Here is a 16,750-nt window from a genome sequence, read left to right on the forward strand (position 1 = left end):
CACCCCCCACCCCCGCGCAGGTCCGAAGGATGTTCCGTCATGCCCAAAATCCCCCCACCACGCGGTGCCGTATGCGGTGTCGCCCTATGCCTCGCGCTCACCGCCGTCACCGCCCTGCCCGCCCGCGCTGACGCCTCGGGGCTGCACGCCACCGGGCTGCGGACCGACGCGCTCGACGACCCCATCGGCATCGACGACACGACGCCCGCCCTGAGCTGGCACTTGGCGGCCCCGGGCCGCGGTTCGGCCCAGACCGCCTACCAGGTGGTCGCGGCGACGTCCCGGGACCGGCTCGGCCGCGCCGACCTGTGGGACTCCGGCAGGGTTTCCTCCTCCGCCGCCGGCGCCGTCTACCGGGGCACGGCGCTCACCTCCCGCCGCCAGGTGTGGTGGCGGGTCCGGGTCTGGGACGGCTCCGGGCGCGTGTCGGGCTGGAGCGGCCCCGCCCGGTTCGAGACGGGCCTCCTCGCCAAGAACGACTGGTCCGGCAAGTGGATCGGCGACGAGCGCTGGCTGAACCGGGCGCCGACTCCCGCCACCGTCGCGCTGCCCGCCGGAACCAGGGCCCGCCACCTGCGGCTGGACGTGACGAAGCTCGGCCTCCCCGTCAAGGAGGGCAGCTCGCTGCTGTCGCGGCTCCAGCTCGCCGAGATCGAGGCGCTCGACCCGTCCGGGACGAACGTGGCGAAGGGCGCCAAGGTCACCGCGTCCGAGGTCCGCGAGTACCCCGGCAAGTGGATGCCGGAGTTCGTCACCGACGGGTCCCTCACCACGCAGACGGCGCCGTTCGGTTACACCAGCCCCGCCTACGGCTCGCAGGACCCCGGCCACCACATCTGGCTTCAGCTCGACCTCGGCTCCGTCAAGGACCTCGCCTCGGTCAAGCTCTACCCGCGCACCGACCTGATGACGAGCGACGGCAGGACACCGAACTTCCCCGTCGACTACACGCTGCAGACCTCCGACTCGGCGGACGGCCCGTTCGCCACGGCCAAGAGCGTCACCGGGCAGGAGCCGCCGCCCGCGTACCAGACCGACCTTCCCCGCCTGCCCCTGCTCGCCCGGCAGTTCTCCCTGAAGGACGAGGTGCGGTCGGCGCGGCTCTACATCACCGCGCTCGGCATCTACGACGCCACCGTCAACGGCCGCCCGGTGAGCGACGCCGTCCTGGAACCGCCGAACACCGACTACCGCAAGCGGGCCGAGTACGCGGCCTACGACGTCACGAAGCTGCTGCGGCGCGGCGGCAACGCGATCGGCGTCCGGCTCGGCAACGGCACCTACAACGTCACCTCCACCAGCGACCGGTACACCAAGTACGTCGGGGCGCAGGGCGCGCCGAAGCTGCTCGCCCAGCTGGAGGTCACGCTCGCGGACGGGACGACCGCGCGGGTCGCGACCGACTCGTCCTGGCGCACCGACCTCGGCCCGACCACCTTCACCCACTGGTACGGCGGTGAGGACGAGGACGCCCGCCTCGCCCGCGCGGGCTGGGACGAGCCGTCGGCGGACCTGGCGGCCTGGCGCCCGGCCGCCGAGGCGCCCGACCCCGGCATCGCGCTCACCGCGCGCATGTCGCCGGCGATCGTGCCCGTCGGGCGCCGCCGGACCGTGAAGGTCACGCAGCCGGAGAAGGGCACCTACGTCTTCGACCTGGGTGAGAACGTCGCGGGCTGGCCGGAGATCCGGGTCGGCGGCCCGCGCGGGACGGAGCTGGCGCTCACGCCGGGGGAGCGGCTCGGCGCGGACGGCCTCGTCGAGCAGGGCACGATGATCGCCGGCGGGGCGCGGCGCCCCCCGATCGAGGACCACTACACCCTCGCCGGGGAGGGCACCGAGACCTGGCACCCCCGCTTCGTCTACCACGGCTTCCGCTACCTCCAGGTGACGGGCCTGCCGTCCGCCCCGGACGCGGACGCCGTGTCGGCGGTCGTGCTGCGCGCGGGCAACGCCTCCGCCGGCTCGTTCGAGAGCTCCGACCTGCTGCTGAACGGCATCCACAAGATCATCGACCGGTCGATCCAGGGCAACATGTTCAGCATCCTCACCGACTGCCCCGACCGGGAGAAGCTCGGCTGGCTGGAGGAGACCCAGCTCGTCCAGGGGTCGGTCACCCGCAACTACGACGTCGCGGCCTACTACCCGGCGCTGCTGCGCAACATGGCCGAGGCGCAGACGTCCGACGGGCTCGTCCCCGACATCGCGCCCGAGTACGTCCAGTTCTCCGGCGGCGTCCGCGACGACCCCAACTGGGGCAGCGCCATCATCCTGGCCGCCTGGCAGCACTACCGCACCTACGGCGACGCCCGCCCGCTGCGCGACTTCTACCCGAACATGCAGCGCTACCTGGACTACCTGACCTCCAAGGCGAAGGGGAACCTGCTCGACTACGGCCTCGGCGACTGGGCCGCCGTCGACAAGACCACGCCGCGCGGGATCGCCGCCACCTACGGCTACCAGCGCAGCGCCGCCGCACTCGCCTCCGTCGCGGGCCTGCTCGGCAAGGACGACGACGCCGCCCGCTACCGCAGGCTCGCGGGCGACATCGCCGCCGCCTTCAACGCCAAGTACCTGGACGAGGCCGGGCACACCTACGGCTCGGGCAGCCAGGCCGGGGACGCGTTCGCGCTCGACCTCGGCATCGTCCCCGAGGCGCAGCGCCAGGCCGTCCTCGACCACCTCGTCGCCTCGGTCAAGGGCAAGGGCCACCACCTCACCGTCGGCGAGATCGCCTTGCCGGCCCTGTTCCGGGTGCTGTCGGCGGCCGGACGCGACGACGTCATCCTGGCCGTCGCCCAGCAGGTCACCGACCCCAGCTACGGCTACCAGGTCGTGCACGGCGCGACCGCGCTCACCGAGTACTGGGACGGCCCGACCGGCTACGGCTCCCAGAACCACTTCATGCTCGGCGCGATCGACGAGTGGTTCGGCGCCGGGCTCGCCGGGATCGGCCAGGCGGGCGACTCGGTCGCCTTCGGCAAGCTCGTGGTCCGGCCCGCCGTCGTCGGTGACCTGACCCGCGCCGCCTCCACCTACCGCACACCCCGCGGCGCGGTCTCCAGCGCGTGGCGCCGCTCCGGGCACGACCTGCGGCTCGACGTGACCGTCCCGCCGGGCGCCCCCGCCCGCGTGGAGGTGCCGCTGCTCGGCGCGTCCGGCGCCACCGCCCCGGCGGGAGCCCGGTCCCTGGGCGTCCAGGACGGGCGGGCCGTGTACGAGGTCGGATCCGGGTCCTGGACGTTCAACGTCCGCACGCCCGAGGCCGTGCACCAGGACCGCACCCAGCTCGCCGTCGAACCCCCGTTCGGCGCCGACGTCCCCGTCATCGACGGAGAGTCCTCGACGGCCCGGTTCCGCGTCACCAACCTCGAGCGGCACGCCGTCACCGTCCCGGTGAAGGCCGCCGCGACGGACGGCTTCACCGCCGGGGCCGCGGGACGGGTCACGATCCCGGCCAGCGGCTCCACGGAGGTCCCGGTCACGATCAGGCGCACCGGCGAGGCGACCGAGGGAACGGTCACCGTCACCGTCGACGACGAGAGCGTGCGGGCCCCGGTGCGCGTCACCGGCAACCTCGTGCGCGTCGCCGAGATGTCGGCGTCCAGCACCCACAGCGGCTCGTCGCCCGCCTGGACCAACGACGGCGGCACCGACTCCGGCGTGTGGCTGAACGGCGTCGGCGGCTGGAACGACGACACCGCCGGAGACTTCCCCGACACCCTGACCGCCTCCTGGGACGAGCCGCGCCGCGTCGGCCGCGTGAAGGTCTTCACGCTCGACGACCCGGCGCACCCGGCCGCCAAGACCGGAATCCGCGACTTCGACGTCCAGGCCCGCGTGGACGGGACGTGGACGACGGTCGCGACGGTCGCCGGCAGCACCACCGGCACGGTCGAGAGGACCTTCGCGCCCGTCCGGGCGTCGGCGCTCCGGCTCCTCGTCCGCGACTCCAACGACCACAACTACAGCCGCGTCATCGAGCTGGAGGGCTACTCCTCGTGACTCATTCCAAAGCTCGCCTCCTGGCGGTGCCGGCGGCCGCGCTCCTGGCCGTGTCCGGGCTCGCCGCCGCCGGGGCGGCCGAGACCGCGCCGCCGTTCGGGCCGGACGTCCCGGCCCTGACCCGCGGAACCTTCGCCGACCCCCCGGCGTCCGTGCGGCCCAAGTACCGCTGGTGGCAGCCGCTGGCCCACACCGACGACAAGGAACTGGCCGCGGAGCTCGAACAGATCAGGAAGGCGGGCGGCGGCGGAGCCGAGGTCGCGCCGTTCAGCGTGGAGGGCGCCGGCAACAACTCCCCGGAGTTCCTGAAGACCTACGGCTGGGGCACCCCGCTCTGGGCGCAGAAGACCCGGACGATGCTGGCCGCGGCCAAGGCCAACGGGCTCGGCCTCGACTTCACCATCGGCCCGCGCTGGCCCGCGACCGTCCCCACCGTCGACGACGTCAACGACCCGAGCGCGCAGCAGCAGATCGTCTTCTCCCACGAGTTCCACAAGGGCGGGACCGGCAGGTCGGGGGCGCTGCCCACCAACTTCAACGTCGCGCCGCCCGCCGGGGCGAAGAGGACGCTCGTCGCCGCGCTCGTCGCCAAGTGCTCCGACGCGGGATGCGCCACGTCGAGCGGCCCGCGGATGCTGGAACGCGAGGGCGTCACCGACGTCACCTCGAAGGTGGACGCGCAGGGCGGCCTCGCGGTCGACTTCCCCGGTGACGGCGAGAGCACCTACGCGCTGATCGCCTTCTACCAGACGCCCAGCGGGCAGTCCCTGTCCGGCTACACCGCGACCGGCACCAACTACGCCCTCGACCCGTTCGGCGAGGCCGGGGCCAAGGCGACCACGGACTTCTACGACGAGCACATCCTCACCCCCGACGTGCGGAAGCTGCTCGCCCAGATGGGCGAGAGCGACCTGTTCGAGGACTCGCTCGAACTGGGCACCACCCAGAAGTGGACGTCCGAGCTGGTCGACCAGTGGACGAAGCGGCGCGGCTACTCCCCGGTCGAGGTGCTCCCCGCCCTCGCCGGCGCCGGCGACCAGGGCATCACCGACCGGCCGTTCTTCGACTTCGGCGGCGGCGTCGGCGCCCGGGTCCGCACCGACTACCGGCAGACCCTCAGCGACCTCTACATCAGCAACCGGCTCGACGTGCTGCGCGAGTGGGCCCACAAGCACCACATCAGCACCCGCATCCAGCCCTACGGCATCCCGGTGGACGTCGCGGAGGCCGCCTCGCACGTCGACGTCCCCGAGGGAGAGTCCCTGGCGTTCGGGCAGTCGGTCGGGGCCTACAGCAACGTCCAGGACTACCGGGTCGTCGCGACGGGCGCGCACGTGTCCGGGCGGCCGGTGGTGTCCGACGAGTGCTGCGCCTTCTCCTCCTCGGTGTGGGGCTCGACGGCCGGCGCCGGATCGGACGCCTCCAACCTCCAGGCCGTCTACCGGGGCCTCGCGGGCGGCGTGAACCAGGTCGTCTGGCACGGCTTCCCGTACCTGAGCAGGGGCCCCGCGGGCGCCGGGCCGCAGTCGGCCTGGCCCGGCATGACCTACGGCGGCAACGCCTCCTACTCGGAGGCGTTCGGCGACAAGGGCGGCCCGAACTGGGCCGACTACCGCGCGGTCAACGACAACCTGGCCCGGATGCAGCTGGTTCTGCGGCAGGGCAAGCCCCGCTTCGACCTGGCCGTGTACTGGCAGGACTTCGGCATGAACGGCACCGGCACCACCGGCAGCGGGTCGAACAAGCTGATCCAGAGCTCCTCGGCGCTGGCGTCGGCCGGGTACACCTACGAGTACCTCAGCCCGGCGCTGCTGCGCCGCAAGGACGCCTCCTTCTCCCGCGGCGCCCTGTTCGGCGACCGCTCCGCCTACCACGCGGTGCTGCTGAACGACCAGAAGACGATGCCGGTGGACGCCGCTGAGAAGCTGCTGCGGCTGGCGCGGCAGGGGCTTCCCGTCGTCATCGTCGGGGACGTGCCGAGCGCGGTGCCCGGCAACGGCGACGCGGCGCGGCAGGACGCGCGGCTGCGGTCGGTGGTCTCCGAACTCCTCCGGCAGCGCGGCGTGGTGCGGGTGGCGAGCGAGGCGGACGCGCCGGACGCGCTGCGGCGCCTGCGCGTCACGCCGGCCGCCGCGCCGCACGACGGCTCGGGCGCCATCCTCGACGTGCGCCGCCAGGCGGGCTCCACCGACTACTACTACCTGTACAACCAGACGAACACCGCGACCGCGCAGAAGATCACCCTGACCGGCGAGGGCGTGCCCTACCGGCTGGACACCTGGACCGGCAAGATCACCCCGATCGCCGACTACACGTCCGGCCACGGCACCGTCACCGTCCCGGTCCGGCTGGCCGGGAACGACGCCGCGGTCATCGCGGTCACGCCGCGGCGCGACGCCGCCTTCACCGGGCCCGCGGGCGGCTCACGCCCGCCGGGAGCGCAGGGCGCGGCGGCCGTCCCCCAGCCGGTGAAGCTGGACGAGTGGTCGCTGTCGGTCGACTCCTGGGGCCCCGGCCCGTCCGGCAGGCCCGGCGACACCGCGCACAAGACGCTCGGCCCGGTCGCGGTGAAGGCCGGGGAGGGCGGCGCGCTGCCCGCCTGGTCGGCGATCACCAAGGCCAACGGCCATCCCGTCGACCTCGCGGACGTCTCGGGCGTGGGCACCTACACCGCGAACGTCACCCTGGACGACGGCTGGAAGGGCATCGACCGCGTCGCGCTCGACCTCGGGACGCCGGTGGACACCGTCCGCGTGAACGTCAACGGGCACGACCTGCCACCGCTGAACCAGGCGGACCTGCGGCACGTCGAGGTCGGGCGGTACCTGCGGCCCGGGGCCAACACGATCACCGTGCGGGTCGCCTCCACGCTGCTCAACGCGGTCCGCGCCGCGCCCGGCACCGGGGCCTCGTCGCGGGCGCCGATGGACTACGGGCTGTTCGGCCCCGTCGCCCTCACCCCGTCCGGCGGCGACCGCCCGGTGCTGGCCGTCGAGGCCCTCGAACCGGAGCTGCCGCTGGCGGACGGCGGCTACAACCGCGCGACCGTGCTGGTCACCAACGCCTCCGGGCGCGCGGCGAACGTGACGGTCTCCGCGTCCGCCGCCGAGGGGATCGGCGCCGAGCCGGAGCGGGGCCGCGTCACGGTTCCGGCGGGCGGCTCGGTGACGGTGCCCGTCGCGCTGCGGGACAAGGGCGTCGCGTCCGGCACGAGCACCCTGAAGGTGACCGCGCGCAGCGACGCCGGGCCGTCCGCCGCCGCGGCGGTGACCCTGCGGCACTCCGGCGACCTGGCCCTCAACCCGGGCGGCACGCCGTTCCCGCGGGTGGTCGCCGACGCCGGCCAGGACCGGTACCCGGCCAAGCTCGCCGTGGACGGCTCGCCCAGCACGTTCTGGGTGTCGTGGGGACGCGCCGCCGGCCAGGGACCGACCCCCGCCGACCCGGTGCGCTACGGCGTCGACTTCGGCGCGCCGGTCGAGTTCGGCTCGGTCGTCGTGGGAGGGCGCTCCAACTACGGGCCGCGCGACTACGGCGTCCAGGTCTCCTCGGACGGCCGGAACTGGCGCACCGTGGCGACCGCGACGGACACGCCGAAGGAGGGCGGGACGACGGCCTTCGCCAAGGTCAGCGCCCGCTACGTGCGCCTGGACATCACCAGGAGCTGGGACGGCGTCGGCGCGAACGTGCAGATGAGCGGGTTCTCCGTACGGCCGTAGCCGGAGAGGGGCCGGGGCGGGACGACCCCCCGCGGGCGCGGTCCGCCCCGGCTCCTTCCGGCAGATCACCGCAAGCCGCAGCAACGACGTGGAGGTTGCTTCAGATGATTCGCCGTGACAAGACCCGCCATGCCGAACGCCGTGCCGTCGCCCTCGCCGTCGCCACCGTGGCGGCGACCCTCGCCGCCGGTCTCCCGGGGACCGCGCAGGCCGCGCTGAGAGCAGGGCACGCGCCGCAGTCCCCCGTGGCGCTGACCGTGGGTGACCAGGCGCGCCCGCTGAGCGTGGAGGGGGCGCCGCTGTTCGGGTGGACGCCCCGCGACCGCGACCCCGGGGAGGTGCAGAGCGCCTACGAGATCATCGTGCGGGGGCCGTCCGGCACGGCGGTCTGGGACAGCGGCCGCGTCCGGTCGGGGAGCCAGGAGTACGTGAGGTACGCCGGCCCGTCCCTCGCGCCGGAGACGTCGTACACGTGGACCGTCCGGACCTGGGACGGCTCCGGAAAGCGCTCTCCGTGGGCGCGGCCCGCCGCGTTCGACACCGGGCTCGCCGACCGGGACTGGCAGGCCACCTGGATCCGGCGCACCACCGCGGAGGCCGACGACTACACCCTCGCCCGCAAGGACTTCACGGTCGGCGAGTCGAAGGTCGTGCGCGCTCGCGTGCACATCGCGGCCGGTCAGCAGTACGCGCTGCACCTGAACGGCGAGACCGTCGACCGCGGCCCCGCCTTCGAGTACGCCGACGACGGCTTCTACAAGACCGTCGACGTCACCTCGAAGGTGAAGGCCGGGCGGCCCGCCACGATCGGCGCGCTCTACCACTGGTACGGGTCGGGGCAGGGGCGGCCGAAGGGCGAGCCCGGCCTGCTCGTCCGGCTGGTCATCGACCACGCCGACGGGACGCGGCAGGTCGTCGTCACCGACGGGACGTGGAAGGTGACGCGCGCCCCCTGGAAGACGGCGCCGAAGCGCAACGGGGACGGCGGCGACTACGTCGAGGACATCGACGGTACCGCCGTGCAGGCCGGCTGGGACCAGCCCGGCTTCGACGCGTCCTCGTGGCAGGACCCGGTGGTCGTCGGCGCCCACCCCGCGTCGGGGTTCAAGCACCTGCACGGCCAGGAGACCGCGCTCGCGTACCGGACCGTCCGGCCGGTGAAGGTCACGCGGCTGGACTCGGGCGCGCTGGTCGCCGACTTCGGGAAGGTGATCCCGGCCGTGCCGGTGGTGCGGTTCCGGGAGGGCGTCGCCGGCCGGCACGTCGACATGTACGCCTCCTACGTCCTCAAGGACGACGGGACGGTCTCCCGCTCCAAGAGCGACAACCAGGACACCAACCTCGGCTACGGCTACACCCAGCGCGACGGCGACCAGACCTTCCGGCCGCTCACCTACGTCGGCTTCCGCTACCTGGAGATCGCGCCGGGCTCCGGGGCCGAGGCGGACGACGTCTCCGCCGTCGTCCAGCACAACGAGGTGACCCGCGAGGGCGGCCTCCGCACGTCGGACGCGGGAGTGAACGCGGCGTACGACCTGATGGCGCGGTCGGCGCTGTACGGATCGCAGTCCCAGTTCCTCGACACGCCGACCCGGGAGAAGGGGCAGTTCCTCGGCGACTCGGTCGACACCTCGATCGCCATGATGGGCGCCTACGGGGAGCGGCGCCTCACCCGGCAGGCGATCCGCGAGTTCATGGCGTCGCAGGCGCGGTACTGGCCGGACGGGCGCCTCAACGCCGTCTACCCGAACGGCGACGGCAAGCGCGACATCCCCGACTACACCGAGATGTTCCCCGGCTGGGTCTGGGACTACTACCAGCAGTCCGGCGACGCGTCCACGCTCGCGGACGCGTACCCCGTGATGAGCGCGGTCGCCGGCTACGTCCGCCGCTACGTCGCGGAGGGGACGGGCCTGGTCACCAACCTGGAGGGCGGCTCCGGGGCCTACAAGTACGGCATCATCGACTGGCCGGCGACCATGCGGTACGGCCACGACATGGACACCGCCGCGCGCACGGTCATCAACGTGCTCGGCGTGGACGTCCTGAACGCCACCGCCCGCGCCGCCGCCGCGCTCGGCAGGACCGGCGACGCGGAGGCGCTGCGCAAGGACGCCGCCGCGCTCACCGGCAACATCAACGCCAGGCTCCGCCGCCCGGACGGCGTCTACATCGACGGACTGAGGAGCGACGGCTCCCAGAGCGCGCACGCCTCGCAGATCGCCAACGCCTACGCGCTCGCCTACGGCGTCGCCCCCGCCGACGGCCGGGACGAGGTCGAGTCGTACATCGCCGGGCTCGGCATGCAGATGGGGCCGATGACCGCGCACCGGCTGCTGGAGGCGCTCGGCGGCCGTCCCGCGGACGTCGTCACCCGCCTCACCGACCCGCGGGGACCGGGCTGGGGCAACATCCTCGCGCGCGGCGGCACCTTCACGTGGGAGTCGTGGGACGCCCCGGAGACCGGGCAGAGCCACTCCCACCCGTGGGGCGCGACGTCGCTGGTCGAGGTGCAGCGGACCCTCCTCGGCGTCGCCGTGACCGCCCCGGCCTCGGCCGCCGTGCGGATCAGGCCGCCGCTGACCGGGCTGGACCGCGCGTCCGGGACCGTCCCGCTGCAGCGCGGAGACGTCGGCGTCACGTGGAAGCGGGCCGGCGGCGGCTTCTCGCTCGACGCGGACATCCCCGTCAACGTCCGCGCCGAGATCCACGTCCCGGCCCGCGCCGCGGGCGACGTGCACGTCTCCGGGCCGGGCGGCGCCCGCTTCACCGGAATGAAGGACGGCTACGCCGTCTTCGAAGCCGGCTCCGGGCACCTCACCTTCCGTTCCGACCACCTCTGAGGAGCCCGGCGATGACCGAACGACCAAGGATCGGGATGAGCCGCCGGGACTTCCTCGGCGCGTCGGCGGCCGGGGTGGCGGGCGCGGTCGTGCTCGGCTCCGCCGGGGGCGCCGCGTCGGCGTCCCCGGCCGCCCCAGCGGCCCGGACACCGTCCGGGCTGCTGACCTCCCTGCTGCCGGACGGGCTCGGCGTCACGGCCGCCCGGCCGAGGCTGAGCTGGCAGGTCGCCGACCTCGGCCCGGGGACGAAGCAGACGCACTACCAGGTGCAGTTCGCCACCACGCCGGCCCGCCTGGAGCGCGGCCCGCACGTGTGGGACAGCGGGAAGGCCGCGTCGGCGGCGTCCGTCGCCGTGCCGTACGGCGGTCCGGCGCTGGCGCCGCGCACGCCGTACTGGTGGCGGGTCCGGACGTTCGACGGGCCCAGGGCGTCCCGCTGGTCCGAGCCCGCCCTGCTGGCCACGGGCGTCGGCGAGTGGTCCGCCGAGCCAATCTGGACGGCGGCCGCGCGGGCGCCCGGCGACGGCGTCCTCAAGGCCCGGCTGCAGATCACCTCGGTCGCGGCGAGCATCTGGTTCCGGGCGTCCGGGACGAGCGCCAACTACCTGTGGCAGCTGCGCGCCGGCTCTCCCGGCGTCCTGAAGAAGCACGTCTGCGTGAACGGCGCCTACCAGGTGCTGGAGGAGAAGCGCCTGCCGTTCCCCGTCGAGACGGGCCGCTGGTACGACGTGGCGGTCGAGATGGAGGGCTCCACCTTCCGGACGTCCGTCGACGGCGCCGAGGTCGACACCACGACCGACGCCACGTACCGGACGGGCACGGTCGGGATGCGCAACGGCTCCACCGAGGCCAACGTGTGGGACCGCGTCACCTTCACCGCCCCGGACGGTGAAGCGATCATCGACGAGGACTTCTCCGACGGCCGCGGCACCTTCGGCGCCGGCACGGTCGCCGGCGGCGCCCTGACCCTGGCCAAGGGGCAGTCGACGCTGTCCTCGGCCGGGTCGCCCGACGACTCCTGGGCGCTGCTGCGTACCGAGTTCGTCCCGGAGGGCAAGCCGATCGCGGCCGCCGTGCTCCACGTCGCCGCCCAGTCTCCGGCGTCGATCCGCCAGTACCCGGCGAAGATCTGGGTGAACGGCGAGGTGGCCGGGTTCGCCTCCATGAGGGGCGGGGCCGGAGCGCCGAAGTACCACTCCTTCGACGTGACCGAGGCGCTGGAGCCGGGCCGGCGCAACGCGCTCGCCGCCCTGGCGTTCACCCCGGAGGACAAGCGCTTCCTCGCCGAGCTCGTCGTCACCTACGCCGACGGGACGTCCACCACCGTCAGGAGCGGCCCGGCGTGGAAGGCGCGCCGCCAGGCGGGGCTGCTGCGCGACGCCGGGACGATCGGCTCCGGCTTCTACACCGGTCCCCAGGAGTACTGGGACATGCGGCAGGAGCCGGCCGGATGGACGAGCCCCGGCTTCGACGACTCCGGCTGGGAGCCGGCGGTGGCGAAGGCGGCCATCGGCGGGCTGGAGCCCGCGCTCGTCGAACCGGTCGGGCTGTACGACGCCGGGCCCGCGTCCGTGCGGAAGGTCTCGTCCGGCACCTGGCTCGTGGACCTCGGACGGGAGATCGCGGGCGGTCTGCGTCTGTCCGTGCGCGGCAAGGCCGGGCAGACCGTCGAGGTCCGGCTCGGCGAGGAGCTGAACGCCGACGGGACGGTCAGGCACGCGCTGCGCGCCGGCGTCACCTACCGGGAGGTGTGGACGCTCCGCGACGGCGAGCAGACCATCGAGCACTGGGGCTACCGAGGGTTCCGCTACGCGCAGCTCGTCTGCGATGACGACCTCGACCTGTCGCAGGCCGTCACCGGACGCGCCTGGCGGGCCGCCTGGCGCGACTCCGACGCGTCGTTCTCCAGCTCCAGCCCCGACCTCGACCGCGTGTACGAACTGTGCCGCTACTCGATCGAGGCGACCCGCGGCGACCTCTACACCGACACGCCGACGCGCGAACGCGGCCCCTACGAGGGCGACGCGCTCATCAACCAGGCGTCCGAGTACGCGGTGCAGCGCTCGTTCGCGCTGGCCCGCGCCTCCGACGCCTACCTGGCCCGCAACCCCACCTGGCCGACCGAGTACCGGCTGATGAGCGTCATGTCGGCCTGGCAGGACTACCTGCACACCGGTGACCCGGAGCAGCTCGCCGCGGACTACGACATCCTCGCGTCCAAGCATCTGACGCCCCACCTCGGCGAGGACGGGCTCGTCCACAAGAAGCCCGCCTCGCCCACCCAGGACCTGGTCGACTGGCCCGCGTCCAATCGGGACGGCTACGTGTTCACCGACGTCAACACCGTCGTGAACGCCTGCCAGTACGCCGCGTTCACCGCCATGGCCGACATCGCGGACGCCCTGGGCAGGACCGCCGACGCGAAGAGCTGGCGGGAGCGCGCCGACACGCTGGCCAAGGCGATGCGGGAGAAGCTGCTCGACGCGTCCAACGGACGGTTCGTCGATGGAGCTGGCACCACCCACAGCGCGCAGCACGCCACCGTGTTCCCGGTCGCGCTCGGCGTGGCCGGGCCCGGAACGGTTCCCGACTCCGTCGTCCGCGCCTTGGGGCAGACCCTCGCGGACGGCGGCATGAAGGTCAGCGTCTACGGCGCGCAGTTCCTGCTGGACGCCCTGTTCGCCACCGGCCAGGCCAAGGCCGCGATCGGCCTGATGACGGCCGGCGGCATGAGCTCCTGGCTGCACATGCTGGACGACCTCGGCGCGACGATCGTGGCCGAGGCGTGGGACCCGTCCCTCAAGCCCAACATGACGTTCTCGCACGCCTGGGGTTCGGCGCCCGCGAACGTCATCCCGCGCCATGTCCTCGGCGTGCGGATCACCGCGCCGGGAGCCGCCGAGATCGAGGTCCGGCCGCGCCCCGGCGACCTGACCCGGATCTCCGGGCGGGTCCCGACGATCCGCGGCCCCGTCTCCGTCGCGCTCGACCGCGCCGAGCGGTACCGCCTGGACGTGGACGTGCCGCCCGGCGCGTCCGCCCGCGTCGTCGTCGAGACCGGCGACGACGACCCGCGCGCGTACGGCGTCGCCGGCCCCCATGCCCGCGCCCCCCGCGCCACGAGCCGGGACGCCACCGGCCGGCTCCTCACCATCGGCCCGGTCGGCTCCGGCCGCATCACAGTGATCAGGAGAAGACAGTGAACGACGAACGCACGGGGCAGGGGTTCACCCGCAGGCGCGCCCTCCAGATCGGCGCCGCGGCCGCCGTCGTGGCGGGCGCGGGCCCGGTCCTCGGGGGCGAGGCCGCCGCCCAGGCCGCGCCCGCTCTCCCCGCGGGGCCGGCGGCGGGCGGGTTCGCCCGCCCCGGCGCGGCGGTGCGGCCCCGGTTCCGCTGGTGGTGGCCGGACGGCCTGGTCGACCCGGCGGAGATCCGGCGCGAGATCGACCAGATCGCGGACGCCGGGTTCGGCGGCGCGGAGATCGTCGCGGTGCACCACAGCATCCGCGACAAGTCCGTCCTGGACCCGGCGGGCCACGGCTGGGGCACCCCGGCCTGGAACGCCGGCGTGGAGGCAGCGCTCGACCAGGCGGAACGGCGCGGCGTGACCGTCGACCTGACGATCGGCCCGGCCTGGCCCGCCGCCGTCCCGACGATCACGCCGGACGACGAGGCCGCCGTCCAGGAACTCGCGTACGGGACGGTGCCCGTCGCGGGCGGCGCCACCCATGACGGCCCGGTCCCCGAGCCGGTCACCGCGCCCGAGGACGGCGTGACGAGGCGGCACCTCGTCGCCGTGCACGCCGTGCGGACCGCCGCCGCGAACACCACCCGCAAGGAGACCGGCCTCGACCCCGCGTCGTTCACCGACCTGACCTCGAAGGTCGCGGGGGAGCGGATCACCTGGACGGCCCCGGAGGGCGGCGACTGGCTGCTGTTCTCCTACTGGCGGCGCGGCAGCGGGCAGCGGCCGGAGTCCGGCCCGCACTCGTCCCCGGACAGCTGCGTCGTCGACCACTTCAGCCGCGCCGGGACCCGCGCCGTCACCGCGTTCTGGGAGGCGCGCCTGCTCACCCGCGACATCCGCAAGCTGATCAAGCGGGCGGGCGGGACGCTGTTCGAGGACTCGATCGAGCTGGAGACGGCGGCGCTGAACTGGACGCCCGACCTGCCCGCCGAGTTCCGGCGCCGCCGCGGCTACGACCTCATGCCGTACCTGCCGGTGATCGTCCGCCTCAAGGAGAACACCAAGTTCGCCTACGACGCGGCGACCACCGCCCACGTCCGCCACGACTTCTGGCAGACGGTCTCCGACCTGTTCAACGAGTTCCACTTCGCGGCGCTCGCGAAGTGGGCGCACTCGATCGGGCTGGAGTACCGCGCGCAGCCGTACGGGCTGGAGACCGACGCCATCCACACCGCCGCGATCCTGGACGTCCCGGAGGGCGAGTCGCTCGGGTTCAAGAACCTGGACGACTACCGCGCCCTCGCCGGCGGCCGCGACATGGGGGGACGGAAGGTCCTCTCCTGCGAGGCGGGGGCCTACCAGGGCGGCGCCTACAACACCACCTGGGGCAAGTTCCTCCGCACGATGGGCGGCGCCTACGCGGCCGGGCTCAACCAGACCGTCCTGCACGGCTTCTCCTACGCCGCCGCGCCGGGGGCGGCGTGGCCGGGCTTCGCGGCCTTCACCCCCTACAACGGCGGCATCGGGTTCTCCGAGTCGTGGGGACCGCGCCAGCCGACCTGGCGGCACGTCCCCGACGTGGCCGGCTACCTGGCGCGCGTCCACCTGGCCATGCAGGCCGGCAAGAGCCGCATCGACGTGGCCGTGTTCCGCCAGAAGGGCTACACCAAGACCGGCATCGGCGCCGGGTGGTTCACCAAGAGCGGCGTTCCGCTGGGCTGGACGCACCAGCTCATCAGCGCGCCGCTGCTCGACCTGCCGTCCGCGACCGTGTCCGGCGGGCGGCTCGCCCCCGACGGCCCCGCCTACAAGGTCGTGTTCGTCGAGGGCGACCGCTTCGGCGGCAACGAGTGCACGCTGCCGCTCGGCACCGCCCGCACCATGCTCAGGCTGACGAAGGCGGGCCTGCCGCTGGTGTTCCTCGGCGACTGGTCGGCCGCGACCGTCCCCGGCCTGGCGCGCGACGGCGAGAACGAGCAGCTGCGCGCCGTCCTCACGCAGGTGTTCGCGCAGCCGCGCGTCCGCGTCGTCGCCGCCGAGGCCGACGTGCCCGGGGCGCTGGCCGACCTCGGCCTGCGCCCGGCGGTCGCCTACGCGGAGGCGTCCACGCTCCTCACCGCCCACCGGCGGGACGGCCGCGCCGACTACTTCTACCTCTGCAACGGCAAGCACGCCGAGACCGTCAAGCCGCCGGTCGCGGCGATCGACCACGAGGTCACCTTCACCCGGTCCGACCGCGAGGCCGTCCCGTACCGGCTGGACCTGTGGACGGGCGAGACCGAGCGGGTCGCCGTCTACCGCGAGGAGGGCGACACGATCACGCTGCGGGTGGCGCTGCAGCCGTCCGAGGCCACCGTGATCATTCTGGCGCGCGGCGGTGAGGCCCCGTCCGCCACCGCCTCGCAGGCCGAGCTCCGCGTCGACCGGCAGCGCCTGGTCGCCCGCGCGAGGGCCGCGGGCACCTACTCCACCACGCTGCGCGGCGGCCGCACCGTGCAGACCGTGATCGGCGCCGTGCCCGAGGCGCGGACCCTCACCGCCTGGCGGCTCCAGGTGGAGGACATGACGCCGGACGGAGTGAAGCGGCACGACCTGGAGCTCGACGGGCTCAAGGCGTGGCCGGACATCCCCGAACTCGCGGACGTCTCCGGCATCGGCACCTACAGCACCACCGTGGACTGGACGGGCGGCGGCGCGGTGCTGGAGCTCGGCGAGGTCTTCGACACCTGCCGCGTGACCGTCAACGGCCACCGGCTCCCGGTCAGCGTGATCGTCCCGGTCGTGGACATCGGCCCCTGGCTGCGCCGGGGCGCCAACACGATCGAGGTCGAGGTCGCCACGACGCTGAACAACCGGCTCCGCGTCTCCGACCCCGGCGTGTACGGCGGCGCGTCCCGCCAGAGGTACGGGCTGGTCGGACCGGTCAGGCTCGTTCCCTACGGCGAGGCGGTGGTCCCCGCCCGCTGAGCCGCCGAACGTGCGGGAGGGCGTTGGCCCGC

Annotated in this window: 5 protein-coding genes; all 5 read left to right on the forward strand. The window is 74.0% G+C overall.

What is annotated here, in order from left to right; translation table 11 throughout:
• The first annotated feature begins 39 nt into the window (after positions 1-39).
• Entirely contained in the window at positions 40-4,002 is a 3,963-nt protein-coding gene (locus ABD944_RS29685) for a family 78 glycoside hydrolase catalytic domain (protein WP_345182429.1), read from the forward strand.
• Complete coding sequence (locus tag ABD944_RS29690; RefSeq protein ID WP_345182431.1) at positions 3,999-7,721, forward strand: glycosyl hydrolase; 3,723 nt, start codon at positions 3,999-4,001, stop codon at positions 7,719-7,721. Before ABD944_RS29685 ends, ABD944_RS29690 begins: the two co-directional genes overlap by 4 nt.
• A gap of 104 nt (positions 7,722-7,825) precedes the next feature.
• A complete protein-coding gene (locus ABD944_RS29695) occupies positions 7,826-10,564 on the forward strand; it encodes a family 78 glycoside hydrolase catalytic domain (RefSeq protein WP_345182433.1) in 2,739 nt (912 codons plus the stop codon).
• Positions 10,565-10,575: 11 nt separating this feature from the next.
• Positions 10,576-13,767, forward strand: coding sequence for a family 78 glycoside hydrolase catalytic domain (locus ABD944_RS29700; RefSeq protein ID WP_345182435.1), 3,192 nt, complete (start codon positions 10,576-10,578; stop codon positions 13,765-13,767).
• Positions 13,764-16,718 carry a glycosyl hydrolase gene (locus tag ABD944_RS29705; protein ID WP_345182437.1) on the forward strand — a complete coding sequence of 985 codons (2,955 nt, stop codon included), beginning with the start codon at positions 13,764-13,766 and terminating at the stop codon, positions 16,716-16,718. The genes ABD944_RS29700 and ABD944_RS29705 overlap by 4 nt, the downstream gene beginning before the upstream one ends.
• Positions 16,719-16,750: the final 32 nt, after the last annotated feature.

The sequence above is a fragment of the Actinomadura verrucosospora genome, assembly GCF_039540335.1.
Taxonomy (GTDB): domain Bacteria; phylum Actinomycetota; class Actinomycetes; order Streptosporangiales; family Streptosporangiaceae; genus Spirillospora; species Spirillospora verrucosospora.

Excerpts from the sequence above, each read along its gene's own strand:
- ABD944_RS29695 (WP_345182433.1), top strand. The coding sequence starts at position 7,826 with ATGATTCGCCGTGACAAGACCCGCCATGCCGAACGCCGTGCCGTCGCC.
- ABD944_RS29685 (WP_345182429.1), top strand. The coding sequence starts at position 40 with ATGCCCAAAATCCCCCCACCACGCGGTGCCGTATGCGGTGTCGCCCTA.
- ABD944_RS29700 (WP_345182435.1), top strand. The coding sequence starts at position 10,576 with ATGACCGAACGACCAAGGATCGGGATGAGCCGCCGGGACTTCCTCGGC.